The organism is Sporosarcina ureilytica (assembly GCF_001753205.1).
In the GTDB taxonomy this organism is placed as follows: domain Bacteria; phylum Bacillota; class Bacilli; order Bacillales_A; family Planococcaceae; genus Sporosarcina; species Sporosarcina ureilytica.
In genome coordinates this window covers 2,429,064-2,447,441 of the sequence record NZ_CP017560.1, presented here as the reverse complement: position 1 = coordinate 2,447,441, position 18,378 = coordinate 2,429,064, and the positions used below count along the sequence as shown (strand labels likewise).

Sequence of the window (18,378 nt, the reverse complement as noted above, 5' to 3'; positions counted from 1 at the left end):
AAGCCGATACAATACATAGTTGAGAACGGTTTAACTCAACAGGGGCAATTTCATAATTGCCTAAACTATGTATTGTATCAGCGCAGCGAAAAGATTGGATTATGAAATTGACTAAACTGAGTAGGAAGTAAATTTTTATTTTGCATGTCTTTTCGCTTGGAAAAATAAATATTTAAATAGATTCTCCATTGAAAATGCCATTTTCGAAATGTTCCTCGAATACGCGTTCGTATTTTTGTTGTGTATTTAATAATAAAGAGGTATAATTAATGTAGAAATAAAACGAGGATGAATTTAGGGAGGAAATAAATTTGAGCAATCGAAAAGCCGCTTTAGAAAAAGCGTTAAAAGATATTGAAAAACAGTTTGGAAAAGGTTCCGTAATGAAACTTGGCGAACAAACAGATCGTAAAATCTCTACTGTTTCAAGTGGTTCACTTGCTTTAGACCTTGCACTAGGGGTGGGTGGTTATCCACGTGGACGTGTTGTTGAAATATACGGCCCTGAGAGTTCAGGTAAAACGACAGTTGCGCTTCATGCAATTGCCGCTGCACAGGCAGAAGGCGGGCAAGCAGCATTCATCGATGCAGAACATGCGTTAGATCCAGAGTATGCTAAGAAACTAGGCGTTAATATTGACGAGTTGTTACTTTCGCAGCCAGATACGGGTGAACAAGCGCTTGAAATTTGTGAAGCATTAGTACGTAGTGGTGCGATTGATATTATTGTTGTTGACTCAGTTGCTGCCCTTGTACCAAAAGCGGAGATAGAAGGGGAAATGGGAGATTCCCATGTCGGTCTACAAGCTCGTCTTATGTCTCAGGCACTACGTAAATTATCAGGTGCAATTAACAAGTCAAGAACAAATGCAATTTTTATTAACCAAATTCGTGAAAAAGTCGGCGTAATGTTTGGTAGTCCAGAAGTTACACCAGGTGGTCGTGCATTAAAGTTTTACGCTTCTGTTCGTATCGATGTGCGTAGAGGAGAAGCGATTAAACAAGGTCAGGATATTGTCGGAAACAAAACACGAATCCGGGTTGTAAAAAACAAAGTTGCGCCTCCATTCCGCACAGCAGAAGTTGATATTATGTACGGACAAGGTATTTCCCAAGAAGGAGAAATCATCGACCTTGGGGCAGAGGCAGAAGTTGTTCAAAAAAGCGGTGCATGGTATTCCTATGAAGGTGAAAGACTTGGACAAGGGAGAGAAAATGCAAAGCAATTCTTAATTGAAAACCCTGATATTAAAGCAGAGATCGATCAGAAAATTCGGGTTTCATACGGTCTTGGCGAAGGAGCCGAAATTATTGAAGGTCATGATGTAGATGACGAAGCTGAAGCTAAAGAACTTGAACTATTATTAGAAGAAGAGAAATAAATCGTACGTATAATAGTGTTTTATCGCTCATCCTCCTGGAGGGTGAGCTTTTTTTAAAAATACCCGACAAAAATGATTCGATTCATTTAAGAAGTTAGAGAAGTTGGAAAAGAATGACGCTGACCTTAATAAATAAAAATAGTGCAACGCTTGTCAATCCTTGACATGTCATTTTTACATCGCTACAATTAAAAGTGTATAATTGTTTACTATAATGAATTAAATTTGGCAGTATATTGTAATTTGATGTACGAGCCGACTGAAAATGAAAAGAAGAGCAATTGGAGGTGACCAGGATGCTAGAAATCATCATCTCCGCTTTGCTAGGTTTCATCGTCGGTGCCGTTGTACTCTATTTTGTTAATCGAAAAGTGAATGAATCAAAAGTGACAGGTGCCAAACACTCGGCAGAAGCGATTATCGAAGAGGCAAAACGTGAAGCGGAGGCAATGAAAAGAGAGGCACTTTTGGAAGCGAAGGATGAAACTCACAAATTGAGACTTGACGCGGAGGCTGAAATCCGCGAGCGACGGGCTGAGTTGCAAAAACAAGAGAACCGTCATTTGCAAAGAGAAGAAAACCTCGATCGCAAAGAAAATACGCTCAATAAAAGAGAAGCGAGTCTGGAACGCAAGGAAGAAGCGTATACTGGACGACAACAGCATATTGAACGAATGGAACGCAAGGCGGAAGAACTCGTTAACGTTCAACAGACGGAACTTGAAAGGATATCTTCGCTTACGAAAGAAGAAGCAAAACAAATTATTCTTACGGAAGTTGAAAAAGAACTGGCTACAGATATCGCCGTCATGACGAAAGAGTCCGAGTTGCAAGCAAAAGAAGAAGCGGATAAGAAAGCACGCGAAATTCTTTCTGTCGCTATGCAACGATTCGCAGCGGACCATGTTGCTGAAACAACCGTATCGGTAGTGAACTTACCAAATGATGAAATGAAAGGTCGAATTATTGGCCGTGAAGGACGAAATATCCGGACACTGGAAACATTAACAGGAATCGATTTAATTATCGATGATACACCGGAAGCAGTCGTCTTATCAGGCTTTGATCCAGTCAGACGTGAAACAGCTCGACTCGCACTTGAAAAACTTGTGCAGGATGGGCGAATTCACCCGGCTAGAATTGAAGAAATGGTCGATAAGTCTAGACGTGAAGTGGACGAGCTTATTCGGGAAACTGGAGAGCAAACAACGTTCGATATCGGGGTTCATAACCTTCACCCGGATCTCATTAAGATTCTCGGTAGATTGCGTTTCCGTACGAGTTATGGACAAAATGTCTTGAAACACTCGACGGAAGTTGCTTATTTAACAGGACTCTTAGCAGCTGAACTTGGCGAAGATGTAACACTTGCAAGGCGTGCAGGACTTCTTCATGATATTGGAAAAGCAATAGACCATGAGGTGGAAGGCAGTCACGTTGAAATTGGTGTAGAACTTGCAACGAAGTATAAAGAACACCCGGTCGTCATTAATAGTATTGCATCGCATCACGGAGATACTGAAGCGACATCGGTCATCGCAGTGCTTGTCGCAGCAGCAGATGCTTTATCTGCAGCTAGACCAGGCGCTAGAAGTGAAACACTTGAAAATTATATTCGTAGATTACAAAAACTTGAAGAAATTTCAGAATCCTACGAAGGCGTTGAGAAATCTTATGCGATTCAAGCAGGTCGTGAAGTACGAATTATTGTACACCCTGACCAAATCGATGACATTACAGCACATCGACTCGCACGAGATATTCGAAAAAGAATTGAAGAAGAATTGGATTATCCCGGTCATATTAAAGTTACCGTTATTCGTGAAACACGAGCAGTTGATTATGCAAAATAATGGAATGGCTTCCGTGCATTGTAAAACGGGAGCCTTTTCTTTTTGGATATAAATAAAAATGAACGTAGAACAAAAGAAAGTTTCATGACGTAAATTCAAGGAAAGAGGTTTTTTTATGAAAATCATTTTTATTGGCGATATCGTAGGTTCACCAGGACGTGAAGCAGTAGAACGCTATTTGCCGCGTTTAAAGAGGAAGTATAGCCCAGACGTTGTCATTGCAAATGGAGAGAATGCAGCAGCAGGTAGAGGGATTACAAAGCGTATTTTTGACGATTTGTTACGAACCGGCGTAGACGTTGTGACAATGGGGAACCATACTTGGGATCATAAAGAAATTTATGATTTTATTGATGACACAGATTATTTAATACGTCCAGCAAACTTTTCAGATGAAGCACCTGGAAAAGGGATGACAACAATTACTAAAAATAATGTAACGTTATCGGTCATTAATTTGCATGGACGAACGTTTTTACCTCCTCACGGGGACCCTTTTGCGAAAGCTACAGAACTGATTGAGGAAGCACAGAAAATTTCACCGCTTGTTTTTGTGGATTTTCATGCAGAAGCAACGAGTGAAAAAATTGCGATGGGTTGGCATTTAAATGGCCGTGCATCTGTCGTCGTTGGAACGCATACACATGTACAAACCGCAGATGAACGGATTTTACCGGATGGAACTGCTTATATGACTGACGTTGGTATGACGGGGCCTTACGATGAAATCCTTGGTATGAAAAAAGAAGACGTCATATATCGTTTCCAAACGAATTTACCAGTTCGATTTGAAGTACCTAAAAAAGGTCGAGATCAATTAAACGGTTTGTTTGTGGAGTTGGATGATACAACAGGAAAAGCCGTCCACATTGAAAGAATTATGATCAATGACGACAAACCGTTTGAATTTTGAGTTGCGTCTAAATGTCTCCTCATTTTCATATGATAATCTATGGACCAATCCGTTCCATAGATATCGGAAAATAAGGAGGAAAAATGGTGAACCCATTGAAAGTATCTTCAAGCTCGAATCCCAATTCTGTTGCTGGCGCACTTGTTGCAGTTATCCGTGAACAAGGCTATGCCGAAATGCAAGCAGTTGGAGCAGGCGCATTAAACCAGGCGGTGAAAGCAATCGCTATCGCGAGAGGTTTCGTAGCACCAAGTGGATCGGATCTTACATGCGCACCTGCCTTCACAGATATAATGATTAACGGCGAGGGACGCACAGCTTTAAAATTGCTCGTACAAAAGCAAGCCAGGTCATAATTACAATGTAAGGCGTTGCGTAAAAAATATTTTTATACTTGAGTCAATTTCATAATTACCTAAAACCGATAAGTTGATACAATATATAGTTGAGAACGCTTTAACTCAACTATATATTGTATCGGCGCAGCGAAAAGATTGGATTATGAAATTGACTAACTTTAAAAAACTACGAAGGAATTTTCCCTTTGTAGTTTTTTATTGATGAATTTACTAGAAAACTTCAAAAACAATGTGGGAATGTGTGACAAACCTCCAACAATCTTAAGCTCTCCTTTTACAGTAGCGCTATCGTTCAGTATAATGTACAATGAGTACGGACAAATTCCCGAAGGTCTGTAAGAAAGGGGAAACAATATATGAATGAAGAACAACGACTCAGTACTGGTCAAGTAAACACAGACTTAGCCAATAAAGAAGAAAAAGATTATAGTCAATACTTTCAAACAGTATATACTCCGCCTTCCTTAAAGAAGGCAAGAAGACGCGGTAAAGAGGAAGTTTCATATTTCGATGACTTTGAAATAGAAGAGCGTTTTGAAGGCATGGGAAACGGCCGTAAATTTTATATCCGAACCTATGGCTGTCAAATGAATGAACACGACACAGAAGTGATGGCAGGGATTTTTACAGCACTCGGCTATGAACCGACAACAACTGTCGATGATGCAAATATTATCTTGTTGAATACTTGTGCGATTCGTGAAAATGCGGAGAATAAAGTATTTGGTGAATTAGGACATTTAAAACCTTTGAAACAACGTAATCCTGATATTTTAATCGGGGTTTGTGGTTGTATGTCACAACAAGAATCGGTTGTTAATAAAATTTTACAAACGTACGACCAAGTCGATATGGTATTCGGTACGCATAATATCCACAGATTGCCAAACATCATACATGAAGCATATATGTCGAAAGAAATGGTTCTTGAAGTTTGGTCTAAAGAAGGGGACATTATTGAAAACCTTCCGAAAAAACGTCTCGGCAATATTAAAGCTTGGGTCAATATTATGTACGGCTGCGATAAGTTTTGTACATACTGTATCGTGCCATTTACCCGTGGAAAAGAGCGTAGTAGAAGACCAGAAGATATTATTCAAGAAGTTAGACACTTAGCAGCTCAAGGTTATCAAGAAATTACATTGCTGGGACAAAACGTGAACGCATACGGAAAGGATTTTGACGATTTAAACTATCGACTAGCTGATTTAATGGCTGATTTGCGTCGTATTGATATCCCTAGGGTTCGATTTACAACGAGTCACCCGTGGGACTTCGATGATGAACTGATTGAAGTGCTAGCAAAAGGTGGAAATCTCGTCGAACATATTCATTTACCTGTACAGTCAGGTTCTTCAAGCATACTTAAAATAATGGGAAGAGCCTACACACGTGAAAGCTATCTTGAACTTGTCGGGAAAATTAGAAAAGCAATTCCAAATGTTGCATTGACGACAGACATTATCGTTGGTTTTCCAAATGAAACAGACGAACAATTTGAAGAAACGATGACGTTATATGAAGAAGTTGGCTTTGAAATGGCCTATACGTACATTTATTCACCAAGAGACGGCACACCTGCTGAAAAAATGAAAGATAATATTCCAATGGAAGTAAAGAAAGAACGTTTACAGCGCTTAAATAATCTTGTCAATGAATATGCAGCCGAAGCTATGAAACAATTTGAAGGACAAGTTGTTGAAGTGCTTGTAGAAGGCGAAAGTAAACGAAATGACGAAGTACTTTCAGGATATACACGTAAAAGTAAGCTTGTTAACTTCAAGGCACCTAAATCCGTTATCGGAAAATTAGTGAATGTAAAAATTACAGAGGCGAAAACATGGTCGCTTGACGGCGAGTTTTTACATGTCGTGGAGAAAGATGAGGTATTAAATTAATGGAAAAGAAATATACAAAAGAGGAAATCATTGAGAAAGCGTATGAAATTGCACATATGATTGCAAATACGGAACAAGTCGATTTCTTTAAACGTGCTGAAGCACAAATTAATGAAAATCAAAAAGTACGTGAAAGCATTTCAAGTTTAAAATCTTTGCAAAAGCAAGCCGTTAATTTCCAACAGTATGGAAAAGAACGTGCGCTAAATATCATCGAAGGTAAAATCTCCAACATTGAAGAGGAAATTGATGCGATTCCGATTGTTCAAGAATTCAAGCAATCTCAAGGCGAAGTCAATGAACTTTTACAATTGGTATCTACAACAATTGCCAATGGTGTCACGAACGAAGTGATTAAATCAACTGACGGTGATTTGCTCCGAGGCGAAACCGGATCATATGTAAAAAACACAACTTATAACCATCTTCAATAATTTTTTAGTCGGCAGGAAAAATTTCTTGCCGATTTTTTCACTTCCTGGGCTTCTGTCGCATATGATGGATTGAAGCGAATGAAGGAGGAAGAAAACTGAAAAATTTACGCCAAATTGTGACGAAGGCCGTTGTTGCGAAGGGTAAGAAACGGACCGAGTCGAAAGAAACATTATGCCCGCCAAACAAACCGACAAGTATTCTTGGTTGTTGGGTCATTAACCACACCCACCAAGCAAGAAAGTCCGGGAAATACGTGGAAGTGTCTGGAAAATTTGATGTGAACGTCTGGTATTCTCACAGTAATCATTCCAAAACATCGGTTTTTACGGAAACAATTTCGTATAAAGACCGAATTCGATTACATTACCGGGATGAGCCGACGTCAAGACATGAAGAAGTGCTCGTAAATGTCATTCAGCATCCGAATTGTACAGAGGCAATTATCTCGAAATGCGGTGAGAAATTTGTTATTTGTGTAGAGCGAGAACTAATCGCAGAAGTCATCGGTGAAACGAAAATCTGCGTGACCGTTCATCCGCACACATTTGAAGAGGAATGGCCGATTCGAGATGAATCATCAAGTCATCATCACGGGCAGCATCACGACCATAAAGATAAACATCAGGATCATGGTAAAGGGCACGGCCATGGACATAAAGATGACCATCATCACGGGCATGGTCGAAAAGATTAAGAGGGATTGGACTTTTTATATCATCATTGAGCCGGAAATTCCGGCTTTTTTCTGTTTAAATAAGAAGTTTCAATTTCTCCCAATTACCGAGTTTTTTTAAAATCTATTGGAATTTTGATATAATGAATAAAACATGATTTTATAGTGAGGTACATAATGACAACAGCATATACACCAATGATTCAACAATATTTAAATATAAAAGCAAATCATAAGGACTCTTTTTTATTTTTTAGACTGGGCGACTTTTACGAATTATTTTTTGATGATGCGATTGCGGCATCTCAAATCTTAGAAATCACATTAACGAGCCGGGATGCTAGAGAAGGTGACAGAATCCCAATGTGCGGCGTGCCTTATCATTCTGCTGCCGGATATATTGAAACCCTAGTCCAAAAAGGTTTCAAAGTAGCCATTTGTGAACAAACGGAAGATCCTCGCGCTACGAAAGGGATTGTCAGAAGAGAAGTGATGCGTATTGTCACACCGGGAACAATCACGGAAGGAAAAAGTATCGATACAAATACGAACCATTTTATTGGTGCGGCAAATATTGTAGATGATACCTACTATGGACTTGCCTATCTTGATTTGTCGACTGGAGAGGGAAAAGTTCAATATGTTGAAGGTGATGAGCGTACGTTAATTTCTGAAATTGAAGCGCTCGGTATGAAAGAAATTGTCGTCGATGAAAGTCTTCATATTGCACTTAGCGACAGTATGGCAAACCGGAATATTGCACTGTCCGTTGAACATAATGAAGAAACAGTAGAGCTCTCAGAAAATATCCCTGAGAATGTAGTAGAGGCGTGCAGCCGATTAATTTCTTATGTGAAGCGAACGCAAAAAACATCACTTGATCATGTAAGGCCGTTTGAATTCATCCAAAAAAATGCCAAACTATCAATTGATGCAAACTCCATGCGAAACTTAGAGCTTGTGCAATCTATTCGAACAGGCACTAAAGAAGGAACGCTTTATTGGCTATTAGACGAGACGGTGACTGCGATGGGCGCAAGAAAATTAAAAATGTGGATTCACCAGCCTTTAGCAGACCGAAAAGAAATTGAAGGACGTCTGGATATCGTCACGGAATTGCTTGAAGAATTCTTTTTAAGTGACGACTTAAAAACGTCTTTAAAAGAAGTATATGATTTAGAACGACTAGCGGGACGCATTTCGATGGGCTCTGTAAATGGTCGAGATTTAGCGCAACTACGTAATTCACTAAGAAGAGTCCCAGAAATTAAAAAGTCATTAGAAAGTTCTGGAAAACCTCTTCTTGAACGGTTTGCGACAAGAATTAACCTTTGTGAGGATGCAACAGCATTACTGGAAAAATCAATTGCAGAAAATCCGCCGATGACAGTAAAAGAAGGCGGCGTGATTAAAGACGGTTTTGATAAAAAGTTGGATGAATATCGAGACGCTTCAAAAAACGGAAAACAATGGTTAGCAGAACTGGAGCAAGTTGAGCGTGAGAAAACGGGCATTAAAAACTTGAAAATCGGGTATAATCGAGTATTCGGGTATTTTATTGAAATAACAAAATCTAATATTCATTTAGCAGATCTCGAACGTTATGAACGTAAACAAACGCTTGCGAATGCGGAGCGTTATATTACTTCGGAATTGAAAGAGAAGGAAGATTTGATTTTAAATGCAGAAGCGGAAGGACTTGAACTTGAGTATGATTTATTTAGTCAGGTTCGCGACCAACTAAAACCATATATTCCGGAAGTTCAACAACTTGCCTCTGTATTAAGTGAATTAGACGTACTGCTTTCATTTGCCGAAGTTGCTGAAAAAAGGAATTATGTGAAACCAGTATTCCACGATAGTAAAGCATTAGAAATTAAGAATGGACGACACCCAGTAGTAGAAAAAATGATGGACCATTCTTTATATGTCCCGAACAGTTGTATATTGGCTGAAGATGCGAATATGCTATTGATTACCGGACCGAATATGTCGGGTAAAAGTACGTATATGAGGCAAGTGGCTTTAACGGTTGTCATGGCACAAATTGGCTGTTATGTACCTTGCGACAGTGCTACGTTACCTGTCACAGACCAAATTTTCACGAGAATCGGTGCTGCAGATGACTTAGCTTCTGGTCAAAGTACTTTTATGATGGAAATGATGGAATCCCAACATGCAATTGTCAATGCGACGGAAAATAGTTTGCTGTTATTTGATGAAATCGGTAGGGGGACATCTACGTATGATGGCATGTCACTTGCACAAGCGATGATGGAATATATTCATAATGAAATTGGTGCGAATACATTATTTTCTACGCATTACCATGAATTAACGACACTCGATGAACAACTTTCTCGTCTGGAAAATGTGCATGTCGCGGCGATGGAGCAAGACGGAAAAGTTGTCTTTCTTCATAAAGTAATGAAGGGTGCCGCAGATAAGAGTTATGGAATATACGTAGCAGACTTAGCAGGATTACCGGCCTCACTGTTAAACCGGGCCAAAGAATTATTGGAGACATTTGAAAGTGTTGACGCAACAGCAATTCAAACTGCAGAGCCTGAACAACTAGCCTTATTTGAAGAAGTTGTTGAAGAAAAACAGACGATAACTGATGAAGAGCAAGCAATTCTTGAAGATATAAATTCGAAAGATGTAATCAATATGACGCCTCTACAGGCAATGCAATATATTGTGGAGGTACAGGAAAAGCTTCGAACCGAGAGAAGGTGATAGAACTTGAATATTATTAAAGTAATGGACGACACATTGTCCAATAAAATTGCGGCGGGTGAAGTCGTTGAGCGCCCCGCCTCAATTGTGAAAGAACTTGTAGAAAATGCGATAGACGCGGATAGTACAGTGATTGAAATTGCGCTAGAAGAAGCCGGGCTTCTAAAAATTCGTGTGACCGATAATGGAAAAGGGATGTCTGAGCAAGATGCTGTTCGAGCATTTGAACGTCATGCAACGAGTAAAATTTCAAACGAGCATGATTTATTTCGCATCAGAACGCTGGGATTCCGTGGAGAAGCGCTTGCGAGTATCGCGTCTGTATCAAAAATTGATTTGTGGACATCTGACGGTGAAAGTACTGGAACAGAAGTACATATAGACGGCGGACAACTCGTTAAGCATGAAAAAGCGGCTTTTCGAAAAGGGACTGACATGACGGTTTCACAATTGTTTTTCAACACACCTGCACGGTTAAAATATATGAAAACAATCCAAACAGAGTTGGGCCATACAATTGGTCTTGTAAACCGCTTGGCTTTAAGTCACCCGAATATTGCTTTTAAATTAACCCATCATAGCCAAACGTTATTGCAAACAACTGGAAGCGGCGATCAGCTACGCGTTATTTCTGATATTTACGGAATGGCAGTTGCGCGAAAGATGGTTCCATTTAAAGGGGAAAATGCAGACTATGCAATCCACGGATTTGTGACATTACCAGAAATGACGCGTGCGTCAAGAAATTATATGACAACAATTGTTAACGGAAGATGGATACAAAGTCATGCCATTAATCGAGTGATTCTAGATGCCTTCCACACATTTTTACCAATCGGCAGATTTCCGATTGCCGTGATCAATATCGATGGCGATCCGTTCCTAACTGACGTGAACGTTCATCCGTCTAAGCAGCAAATTAGGATGAGTAAAGAAAGTGAATTACTAACGTTAATTCAAGAAACAATTCAACAGGCAGTTCGAGGGAAAGTCACAATTCCAGGGGCCGTTAAAAAAGAATCACCTAAACAAAACTCCGAACAGACAAGTTTATGGGCGAATGAAAAACAAGAGCAACAAAAGAATTCGGAACCTGTGTCAACTAGTACAATAGAGCGCAAAGCCTATCAATCACCTGGTGTACCTACTATTCCATCTTCTACAACTACAACGCCTCCGCCAAAGCATGAGACGATTTATAACAAGACAGAAAAAGTCGAACATGCCGATGATGAATGGGTTGTGCAGGAGTCTGAGGAACCAGTTGTCTCTGAAAACAATCCATATGAAGAACCCGTTATTTCATCTACTAAACAGTTTCCGATGCTATTTCCGGTCGGTCAAGTCCATGGCACATATATTATTGCCCAAAACGAAGATGGGTTTTATATGATTGATCAACATGCAGCACAAGAACGTATTAAATATGAGTTTTTCAGAGATAAATTAAAACAGGCTGAAAATGAAGAACGTCAACTTTTATTGCTACCTTTACAATTCCATTATTCAACGGATGAAAAAGTGAAAATTGAAGAAAACAAACAAGTACTAGAAGACGTGGGGATTTTCTTGGAAGAATTTGGACCCACATCTTATATTGTTCGTGAATTCCCAACATGGTTTCCTACAGGAGAGGAAACAGCAATCATTGAAGAAATCATCGAACAAGTTTTGCACACACGAAAAGTGGATATTGGTAAATTAAGAGAAGAAGCAGCGATTATGATGAGCTGTAAACGCTCCATTAAAGCAAACCATCATTTAACAGTACGAGACATGGAAATCTTATTAAATGATTTAGGAGAAGCAGAAAATCCTTTCACTTGTCCACACGGTAGGCCTGTCTTGATTCATTTTACGACGTATGAAATTGAAAAAATGTTTAAGAGAGTTATGTAAGTAATTTAAATTGGCACTTGTAAACTGGATGGCAGAAATATTGTCGTAGTGGCTAGCTTGAAAAATATTTTTACGGATGCTTGAAGGTCATATTCAAGACACGAAAGGCGGTAAAATTTAATATGAAAGAATGGTCACTTGAAATGTCGGATGGCGTAGTGGTATATGCCTATAGCCGGCAACCAGAAGGAACACCTATCGGCCATATCCATATCCTTCACGGAATGGAGGAGCATAGTGGGCGTTATGAGACGGTAGCTGATTTTTTTATAGAACAAGGTTATATCGTAACTGGGCATGACCACCGAGGACATGGAAGAACAGCTGAAATGAACGGAAAACGAGGCCATATTGCTGATGAAAACGGCTTTAATCGGATGGTCGAAGATTCTTATGAAGTAATCAGCTTTATGAAAGCGGAATACCCGACAAGAAAATTTATACTATTAGGACATAGTATGGGTTCATTTATTGCAAGACGTTTTATTCAATTATATGGATACCTTGTCGATTTAGTTGTCCTTTCCGCTACTGGCGATGATGGTGGAGTGGCTCGGTATGCGGGCCAAGCAATTGGTCATGTAATGGGAAGAAAAATCGGTTATGCACAACCGAATAAATTACTAGACGCGCTCGTGTTTGGCAGTTTCAACCGTGGGATTAAACAACCGTCAACTAAATTTGATTGGTTATCAAAAAATAATACGCTTGTATTTACTTATATAAGTGATGAGTATTGTGGATTCGTACCGACGACGCAATTTTTTCTCGATTTATTTTCAGGACTAGGACTTATCCATGAGACAAAGGAAATTGCGCGCACACCAAAAAGGTTACCTATTTTATTATTTGGTGGTACAGAAGATCCAGTGGGCAATAACGGAAAAGCATTATGGAAAGTTGCAAAGCAATATGATAAAGCAAAAATTGAAGATGTCACTGTATTATTATTCGAGGGCGGAAGACATGAACTCCTAGGCGACTCAACTCGAAAAGAAGTCATACAGGCAGTGTTGGAGTGGATAGAAAAAAGATGAAAAATAAATTGGATGTACTCGCAATTGTAGGACCGACTGCCTCAGGTAAAACTGCGCTAAGTGTTGAATTAGCTAAACTGCTTGACGGGGAAATTATTAACGGGGATTCAACACAAGTGTATAAAGGGTTTGATATTGGGACCGCAAAAATTACGCAAGACGAAATGGACGGCGTGCCGCATCACTTGTTTGATACGAAAGAACCGACAGAAAGTTTTTCGGTAGCAGAATACCAAACAGAAGTAAGAAGCTGGATTAAAGACATTCAAGCCCGGGGAAAGTTGCCAATTATTGTTGGAGGAACAGGGTTATACATTCAATCCGTCCTCTATGATTTTCGATTTACAGAAGAAGCATCCAATCCTGAAGTTCGAAATCGATTAGAAAACGTGTTAGAAGAAAAAGGGCCAGACTATTTATATGAAAAATTGGTTAGAATAGACCCGGTCGGTGCAGAGAAAATTCATCCGAATAATCATCGACGCATCATTCGAGCGCTTGAAATTATCGAAGTCACTGGAAGAACGAAAAATGAACATGAACAAAATGCTGGCAACCAAGCGCTCTTTAATCATTTAATCATTGGCTTAGACATGAATCGTGAAGTTCTTTACGACCGAATTAATATGCGTTCAGAAATGATGATGGAACAAGGTTTTCTTGATGAAGTGAACAACCTGTTACAAAAAGGCATTCAGGATACCCAATCAATGCGGGCGATCGGGTATCGTGAACTTCAAGGTTATCTAGAAGGAAAAATGTCATATGAAGAAGCAGTAGAAGCCATTAAAAAAAGTACGCGCAACTATGCAAAACGTCAAATGACTTACTTTAGAAATAAACTTGATATTATTTGGTTTGATGCAGAACGAGGTACAAAAGAAATTTTGAAAGAAATTTCAATTATTTTGAAGGATTTTCAAGTTTTGCAACGAAATAGATAGAAGAGAACTCAAGTAGTACATTGGAATGGGAGGAACATGTCTATGAAACAAGGGAATATGCAAGATGTCTTTTTAAACACATTACGCAAAAATAATATTTTTGTGACAGTATTTTTGATGAATGGTTTTCAGTTAAAAGGTTTGATAAAATCTTATGACAATTACACTGTATTATTAGAAACGGAAGGCAAACAGCAACTCATTTATAAGCATGCCATATCGACTTATGTACCGACAAAAACCATTACGATGGATTTAGAAGAATAACTAAAAGTGGAACTAGGCTTAAAAACCAAGTTCCGCTTTTTTATTTTTTGGCAATCGATTTGACAGGAAGTGTCCAGTGGTAAATTAAAGACAAAATTCGAAGAGAAGTCAACACGACAAGTAAAAGATATAAGGCAAAATCATATTTAAATAAGCCGAGACCGACGAATAATCCCCCTAACACTGCCCAAACAGCATAAATTTCTCTCCTAAAGACCAGTGGCCGTCTGCCTGCTAGTAAATCCCGAATGATTCCACCACCCGAACCAGTTAAAACGGCAGCGACAATGACCGCGCTAATTGGAAGTTCCAATTCAACTGCGAACAAAGCACCTTGTATAGCAAATGCTGAAAGGCCAACTGCATCAAAATAAGTGCCCCAGCGTTCCCAATGGGTGATTAAATGATTAGGAAATAAAAAAATGATGGTAATTGAAACAATTGCGACTTGAAATAAAAGTCCTTGACTCCATAAGGCTGTAGGTGGAAGGCCGATAAGCAAATTTCTAAGGGCCCCTCCACCAAATGCAGTTACTGTCCCTAATATATAAACACCTAACAAATCATATTCTTCTTCCATCGCAATAATCGCACCTGAAATTGCAAATGCAACTGTCCCAATAAAACTGAAGACATCCCAAGCCAACACCCATCCCCCATTTCGAACGAATTTCCATAGCTGTTTGATTAATCATAACATACGATAAATTGCTATGAAGAATATCATATTTATAAAATCGAGAGACTTACGCGCTTGATAAGTGAATGAAAAATAGTAAACGTTGACCTACTGTTACAAACTGATAAAATGATTAGATGAATATACAACAGAGAGAGGCAAAATCATTATGTATCTAAATGAAGAATTAAATTTAACAAATAAAGTAGAGGAGATTGAGGAAAAACTCACGCCCTATTTCAAACAGATTGAAAAAATTGCATATGCGAATCAAAAAAAGGTGCTTGCAGCATTTCGAAATAACCGTGTCAGTGATTTCCATTTATCTGGGTCAACAGGATATGGTTATGATGATGAAGGACGCGACGTATTAGAACGTGTGTATGCGGAAACTTTCGGCGCGGCAAGTTGTCTCGTACGTAACCAAATCATCTCAGGAACGCATGCCATTTCCATAAGTTTATTCGGTGTATTGCGTCCGGGCGATGAATTATTATATATTACGGGAAAACCTTACGATACGCTTGATTCTATTGTGAGCGGCAATGGTAAAGATACTGGGTCACTTGCTGACTACGGCATTACATACAAACATATTGATCTTTTAGAAGACGGTTCTGTTGATTTTGAAGAGGTAGAAAAAAACATTCATAGCCAAACGAAAGTGATTGGCATTCAACGTTCAAAAGGATATTCTGATAGACCATCCTTCATGGTCCATGAAATTAAGGAAATGGTCGAGAAAGTAAAAGCAATCGCGCCTGACGTCATTGTATTCGTCGACAATTGCTATGGAGAATTTGTTGAAGAATTAGAACCTACCGAAGTAGGCGTAGATTTAATGGCGGGTTCTTTAATTAAAAATCCGGGCGGGGGACTCGTTAGAACAGGCGGATATATTGCAGGGAGAGAAGAACTTGTTGAGCTATGTGCAAATCGAATGACGTCTCCAGGATTAGGGGCAGAGGCGGGTGCTTCTTTAGATACATTGCTTGAAATGTATCAAGGCTTTTTCCTAGCACCGCATATTGTCAGTCAAGCTGTCAAAGGCGCAATTTTCACGGCTGCGCTATTAGATAGCTATGGACTTGTCACAACTCCGCATTACGCGACGGAGCGAACAGATTTGATTCAATCGGTGTCCTTTGCGAATGCTGAGCAAATGATTGCTTTTTGCCAGACGATTCAAGAAAACTCACCGGTTAATGCTCATTTTGCACCGGTTCCATCGTCCATGCCGGGCTATACAGATGATGTCATTATGGCAGCAGGAACATTCATCCAAGGTTCAAGCATTGAACTAACAGCAGACGGCCCAATTAGACCGCCCTATACAGCATACGTACAAGGCGGCCTAACGTACGAACATGTAAAAGCGGCAGTTCTTTCTTCAACGGAAAAACTAATTAAAGACGGATTGATTAAAAAGGGCTGATGCGCTTTGTTGCCCAGATAGGCATAAGTCAGCTTGCGATGGGGTGTATTTCAGCTACTAAAGCAAACAGCCTTGTACATGAGGGGCCAGGCGCTAAAGCTGGATATTTTAACGGCATGCTTCTAAATTGAAGGTAGGTGTTCCCATGAAAAAGAGGTTACTATTTTCAATAATTGGTTTATTGTTGCTTACCACATTCCTTTATTCTCAAAATAATTGGATTAAGGTGACCAAAATATCGATTCGTTCGGATAAACTCCCTAAGCATTTCGAGGGATATAAAATCGTACAATTATCAGATTTACATGGTAAGGGCTTTGGAAAAAATCAAATTAAACTCATCAACCAGGTGAATCGTAGCAAGCCTCATTTAATTGTATTTACCGGTGATTTAGTAGACGCGAATCAATACGAAGAAGAAGCTGGCTTAAAATTAATGGAGGAATTGGTTCAAATTGCACCCGTTTATTTTGTAACGGGCAATCATGAATGGTGGTCCGGAAGATTTAATTCATTGGAAACGAAGCTAAATGATTTAGGTGTAATGGTTTTAAGAAATGATTTGGTCGAAATTTATCGTGAACAAGAGAAATTATCTTTGATAGGGATAGACGATCCTGCCAATGGAAATGGGAGCGATACTGCAATAACTGAAGAAGCTATCGCTCATTCAATAAAAGGTTATAGACCGGATAATTTTATGATTTTATTAGCACATAGACCAGAAATGCTTTCGTTATACGCCCATTATCAATTCGATATTGTTTTCACGGGGCATGCACATGGCGGACAATTTAGAATCCCTTTCATTGGCGGCCTAATCGCACCTGATCAAGGATTATTTCCAAAGTACACTTCCGGTAAACACACTAAGGGCAATACGGTGATGGTCGTTAATAGAGGGCTAGGAAATAGTATTATTCCATTTCGGGTTTTCAATCGGCCGGAAATCATTGTGACATCATTAACACATAACTAGTTTACGATTTCAAAAGAGCTTAGGAATTTCCCTAAGCTCTCTTTTTGTGGTGATATTTAATTGAGATTTCACATACACTAGTTCAAGTGATTAATGAATTGTTCTGTAAACGCCAACGACTTTACCTAAAATGGACACGTTGTCGACGATTATTGGATCCATCGAAGCGTTTTCTGGTTGAAGTCTAAAGTAATTTTTCTCTTTAAAAAATCTTTTAACAGTTGCTTCTTCTTCTTCAGTCATGGCAACGACGATTTCACCGTTATCCGCGGTACTCTTTTGTTTCACAACGACGTAGTCGCCATTTAAAATACCAGCTTCAATCATACTATCGCCAACAATTTCTAACATAAAAAGATTGTCTTCATTCGTTCCGAACGACTCAGGTAAAGGAAAATATTCTTCAATATTTTCGATTGCTGTAATCGGTTGTCCCGCCGTCACTTTTCCGATAAGTGGGACATGTAATACGCCAGGTTTAATGGCATCTAGCCCTTCAGGATCTAATATTTCAATCGCGCGTGGTTTTGTCGGATCCCGTCTAATATAGCCTTTGCTTTCTAATCGTGCTAAATGTCCGTGAACAGTTGAGCTAGAAGCTAATCCGACTGCTGCGCCAATTTCTCTAACAGAAGGTGGATACCCTTTTTGATTTACTTCGGATTTAATGAAATCCATGATGGCTTCTTGTCTTTTTGAAATCTTTGTCATCTCATTCACCTCTTTAAATTATTTCATCTATTCAAAGTATCAATCTACTCGAATGTGAACTCTATCGTTGAAATTAGTATAACAGCGTTCGTATCAAAAGACAAACGTTAGTTCGAAAGAAAGTGTTGACAAATGAAAAAAACTGTCATAATATGAGAACAGGTATTCCGAACAT

16 protein-coding genes are annotated in these 18,378 nt (G+C 39.2%); 14 read left to right on the top strand and 2 right to left on the bottom strand.

Annotated elements, in window-relative coordinates:
• Positions 1-311 precede the first annotated feature (311 nt).
• The 12 genes from recA (at position 312) to hfq (ending at position 14,399) form a co-directional block, all read left to right on the top strand.
• Positions 312-1,382: a recombinase RecA gene (gene recA / locus BI350_RS12145; RefSeq protein ID WP_075528361.1), complete on the top strand. Its 1,071-nt coding sequence runs from the start codon at positions 312-314 to the stop codon at positions 1,380-1,382.
• A gap of 296 nt (positions 1,383-1,678) precedes the next feature.
• The gene (gene rny / locus BI350_RS12140; RefSeq protein WP_075528360.1) at positions 1,679-3,235 is read left to right on the top strand and encodes a ribonuclease Y; all 1,557 of its coding nucleotides are present in this window, start codon (positions 1,679-1,681) and stop codon (positions 3,233-3,235) included.
• A 115-nt stretch (positions 3,236-3,350) separates the two neighbouring features.
• Complete coding sequence (locus tag BI350_RS12135) at positions 3,351-4,148, top strand: TIGR00282 family metallophosphoesterase (RefSeq protein WP_075528359.1); 798 nt, start codon at positions 3,351-3,353, stop codon at positions 4,146-4,148.
• Positions 4,149-4,234: 86 nt separating this feature from the next.
• A complete protein-coding gene (locus BI350_RS12130) occupies positions 4,235-4,504 on the top strand; it encodes a stage V sporulation protein S (protein WP_075528358.1) in 270 nt (89 codons plus the stop codon).
• Between the two features lie 359 nt (positions 4,505-4,863).
• A complete protein-coding gene (gene miaB, locus BI350_RS12125; protein WP_075528357.1) occupies positions 4,864-6,405 on the top strand; it encodes a tRNA (N6-isopentenyl adenosine(37)-C2)-methylthiotransferase MiaB in 1,542 nt (513 codons plus the stop codon).
• A complete protein-coding gene (locus BI350_RS12120) occupies positions 6,405-6,839 on the top strand; it encodes a YlbF/YmcA family competence regulator (RefSeq protein ID WP_075528356.1) in 435 nt (144 codons plus the stop codon). Before miaB ends, BI350_RS12120 begins: the two co-directional genes overlap by 1 nt.
• Positions 6,840-6,955: 116 nt before the next feature.
• Positions 6,956-7,534, top strand: a complete 579-nt coding sequence (gene cotE, locus BI350_RS12115) for an outer spore coat protein CotE (RefSeq protein ID WP_245698259.1) — start codon at positions 6,956-6,958, stop codon at positions 7,532-7,534.
• 156 nt (positions 7,535-7,690) lie between these two features.
• Positions 7,691-10,252: a DNA mismatch repair protein MutS gene (gene mutS, locus BI350_RS12110; protein WP_075528354.1), complete on the top strand. Its 2,562-nt coding sequence runs from the start codon at positions 7,691-7,693 to the stop codon at positions 10,250-10,252.
• Positions 10,253-10,258: 6 nt separating this feature from the next.
• A complete protein-coding gene (gene mutL, locus BI350_RS12105) occupies positions 10,259-12,151 on the top strand; it encodes a DNA mismatch repair endonuclease MutL (RefSeq protein ID WP_155767528.1) in 1,893 nt (630 codons plus the stop codon).
• A 122-nt stretch (positions 12,152-12,273) separates the two neighbouring features.
• The gene (locus BI350_RS12100) at positions 12,274-13,188 is read left to right on the top strand and encodes an alpha/beta hydrolase (protein ID WP_075528353.1); all 915 of its coding nucleotides are present in this window, start codon (positions 12,274-12,276) and stop codon (positions 13,186-13,188) included.
• A complete protein-coding gene (gene miaA / locus BI350_RS12095; RefSeq protein ID WP_075528352.1) occupies positions 13,185-14,132 on the top strand; it encodes a tRNA (adenosine(37)-N6)-dimethylallyltransferase MiaA in 948 nt (315 codons plus the stop codon). Before BI350_RS12100 ends, miaA begins: the two co-directional genes overlap by 4 nt.
• A gap of 42 nt (positions 14,133-14,174) precedes the next feature.
• On the top strand, positions 14,175-14,399 hold the full coding sequence (gene hfq, locus BI350_RS12090; RefSeq protein WP_075528351.1) for an RNA chaperone Hfq: 225 nt from the start codon (positions 14,175-14,177) through the stop codon (positions 14,397-14,399).
• A gap of 40 nt (positions 14,400-14,439) precedes the next feature.
• Here the strand turns inward: hfq and BI350_RS12085 are convergent, their stop codons facing one another.
• Positions 14,440-15,045, bottom strand: coding sequence for a trimeric intracellular cation channel family protein (locus BI350_RS12085; protein ID WP_075528350.1), 606 nt, complete (start codon positions 15,043-15,045; stop codon positions 14,440-14,442).
• 202 nt (positions 15,046-15,247) lie between these two features.
• On the opposite strand from BI350_RS12085, the gene BI350_RS12080 reads away from it, so the two are divergent.
• Entirely contained in the window at positions 15,248-16,513 is a 1,266-nt protein-coding gene (locus tag BI350_RS12080; protein WP_075528349.1) for a methionine gamma-lyase family protein, read from the top strand.
• 145 nt (positions 16,514-16,658) lie between these two features.
• The gene (locus BI350_RS12075) at positions 16,659-17,492 is read left to right on the top strand and encodes a metallophosphoesterase (RefSeq protein WP_075528348.1); all 834 of its coding nucleotides are present in this window, start codon (positions 16,659-16,661) and stop codon (positions 17,490-17,492) included.
• Positions 17,493-17,582: 90 nt separating this feature from the next.
• Here BI350_RS12075 and lexA read toward each other — a convergent pair whose 3' ends face one another.
• The gene (lexA, locus tag BI350_RS12070; RefSeq protein WP_075528347.1) at positions 17,583-18,203 is read right to left on the bottom strand and encodes a transcriptional repressor LexA; all 621 of its coding nucleotides are present in this window, start codon (positions 18,201-18,203) and stop codon (positions 17,583-17,585) included.
• Between the last annotated feature and the right edge of the window lie 175 nt (positions 18,204-18,378).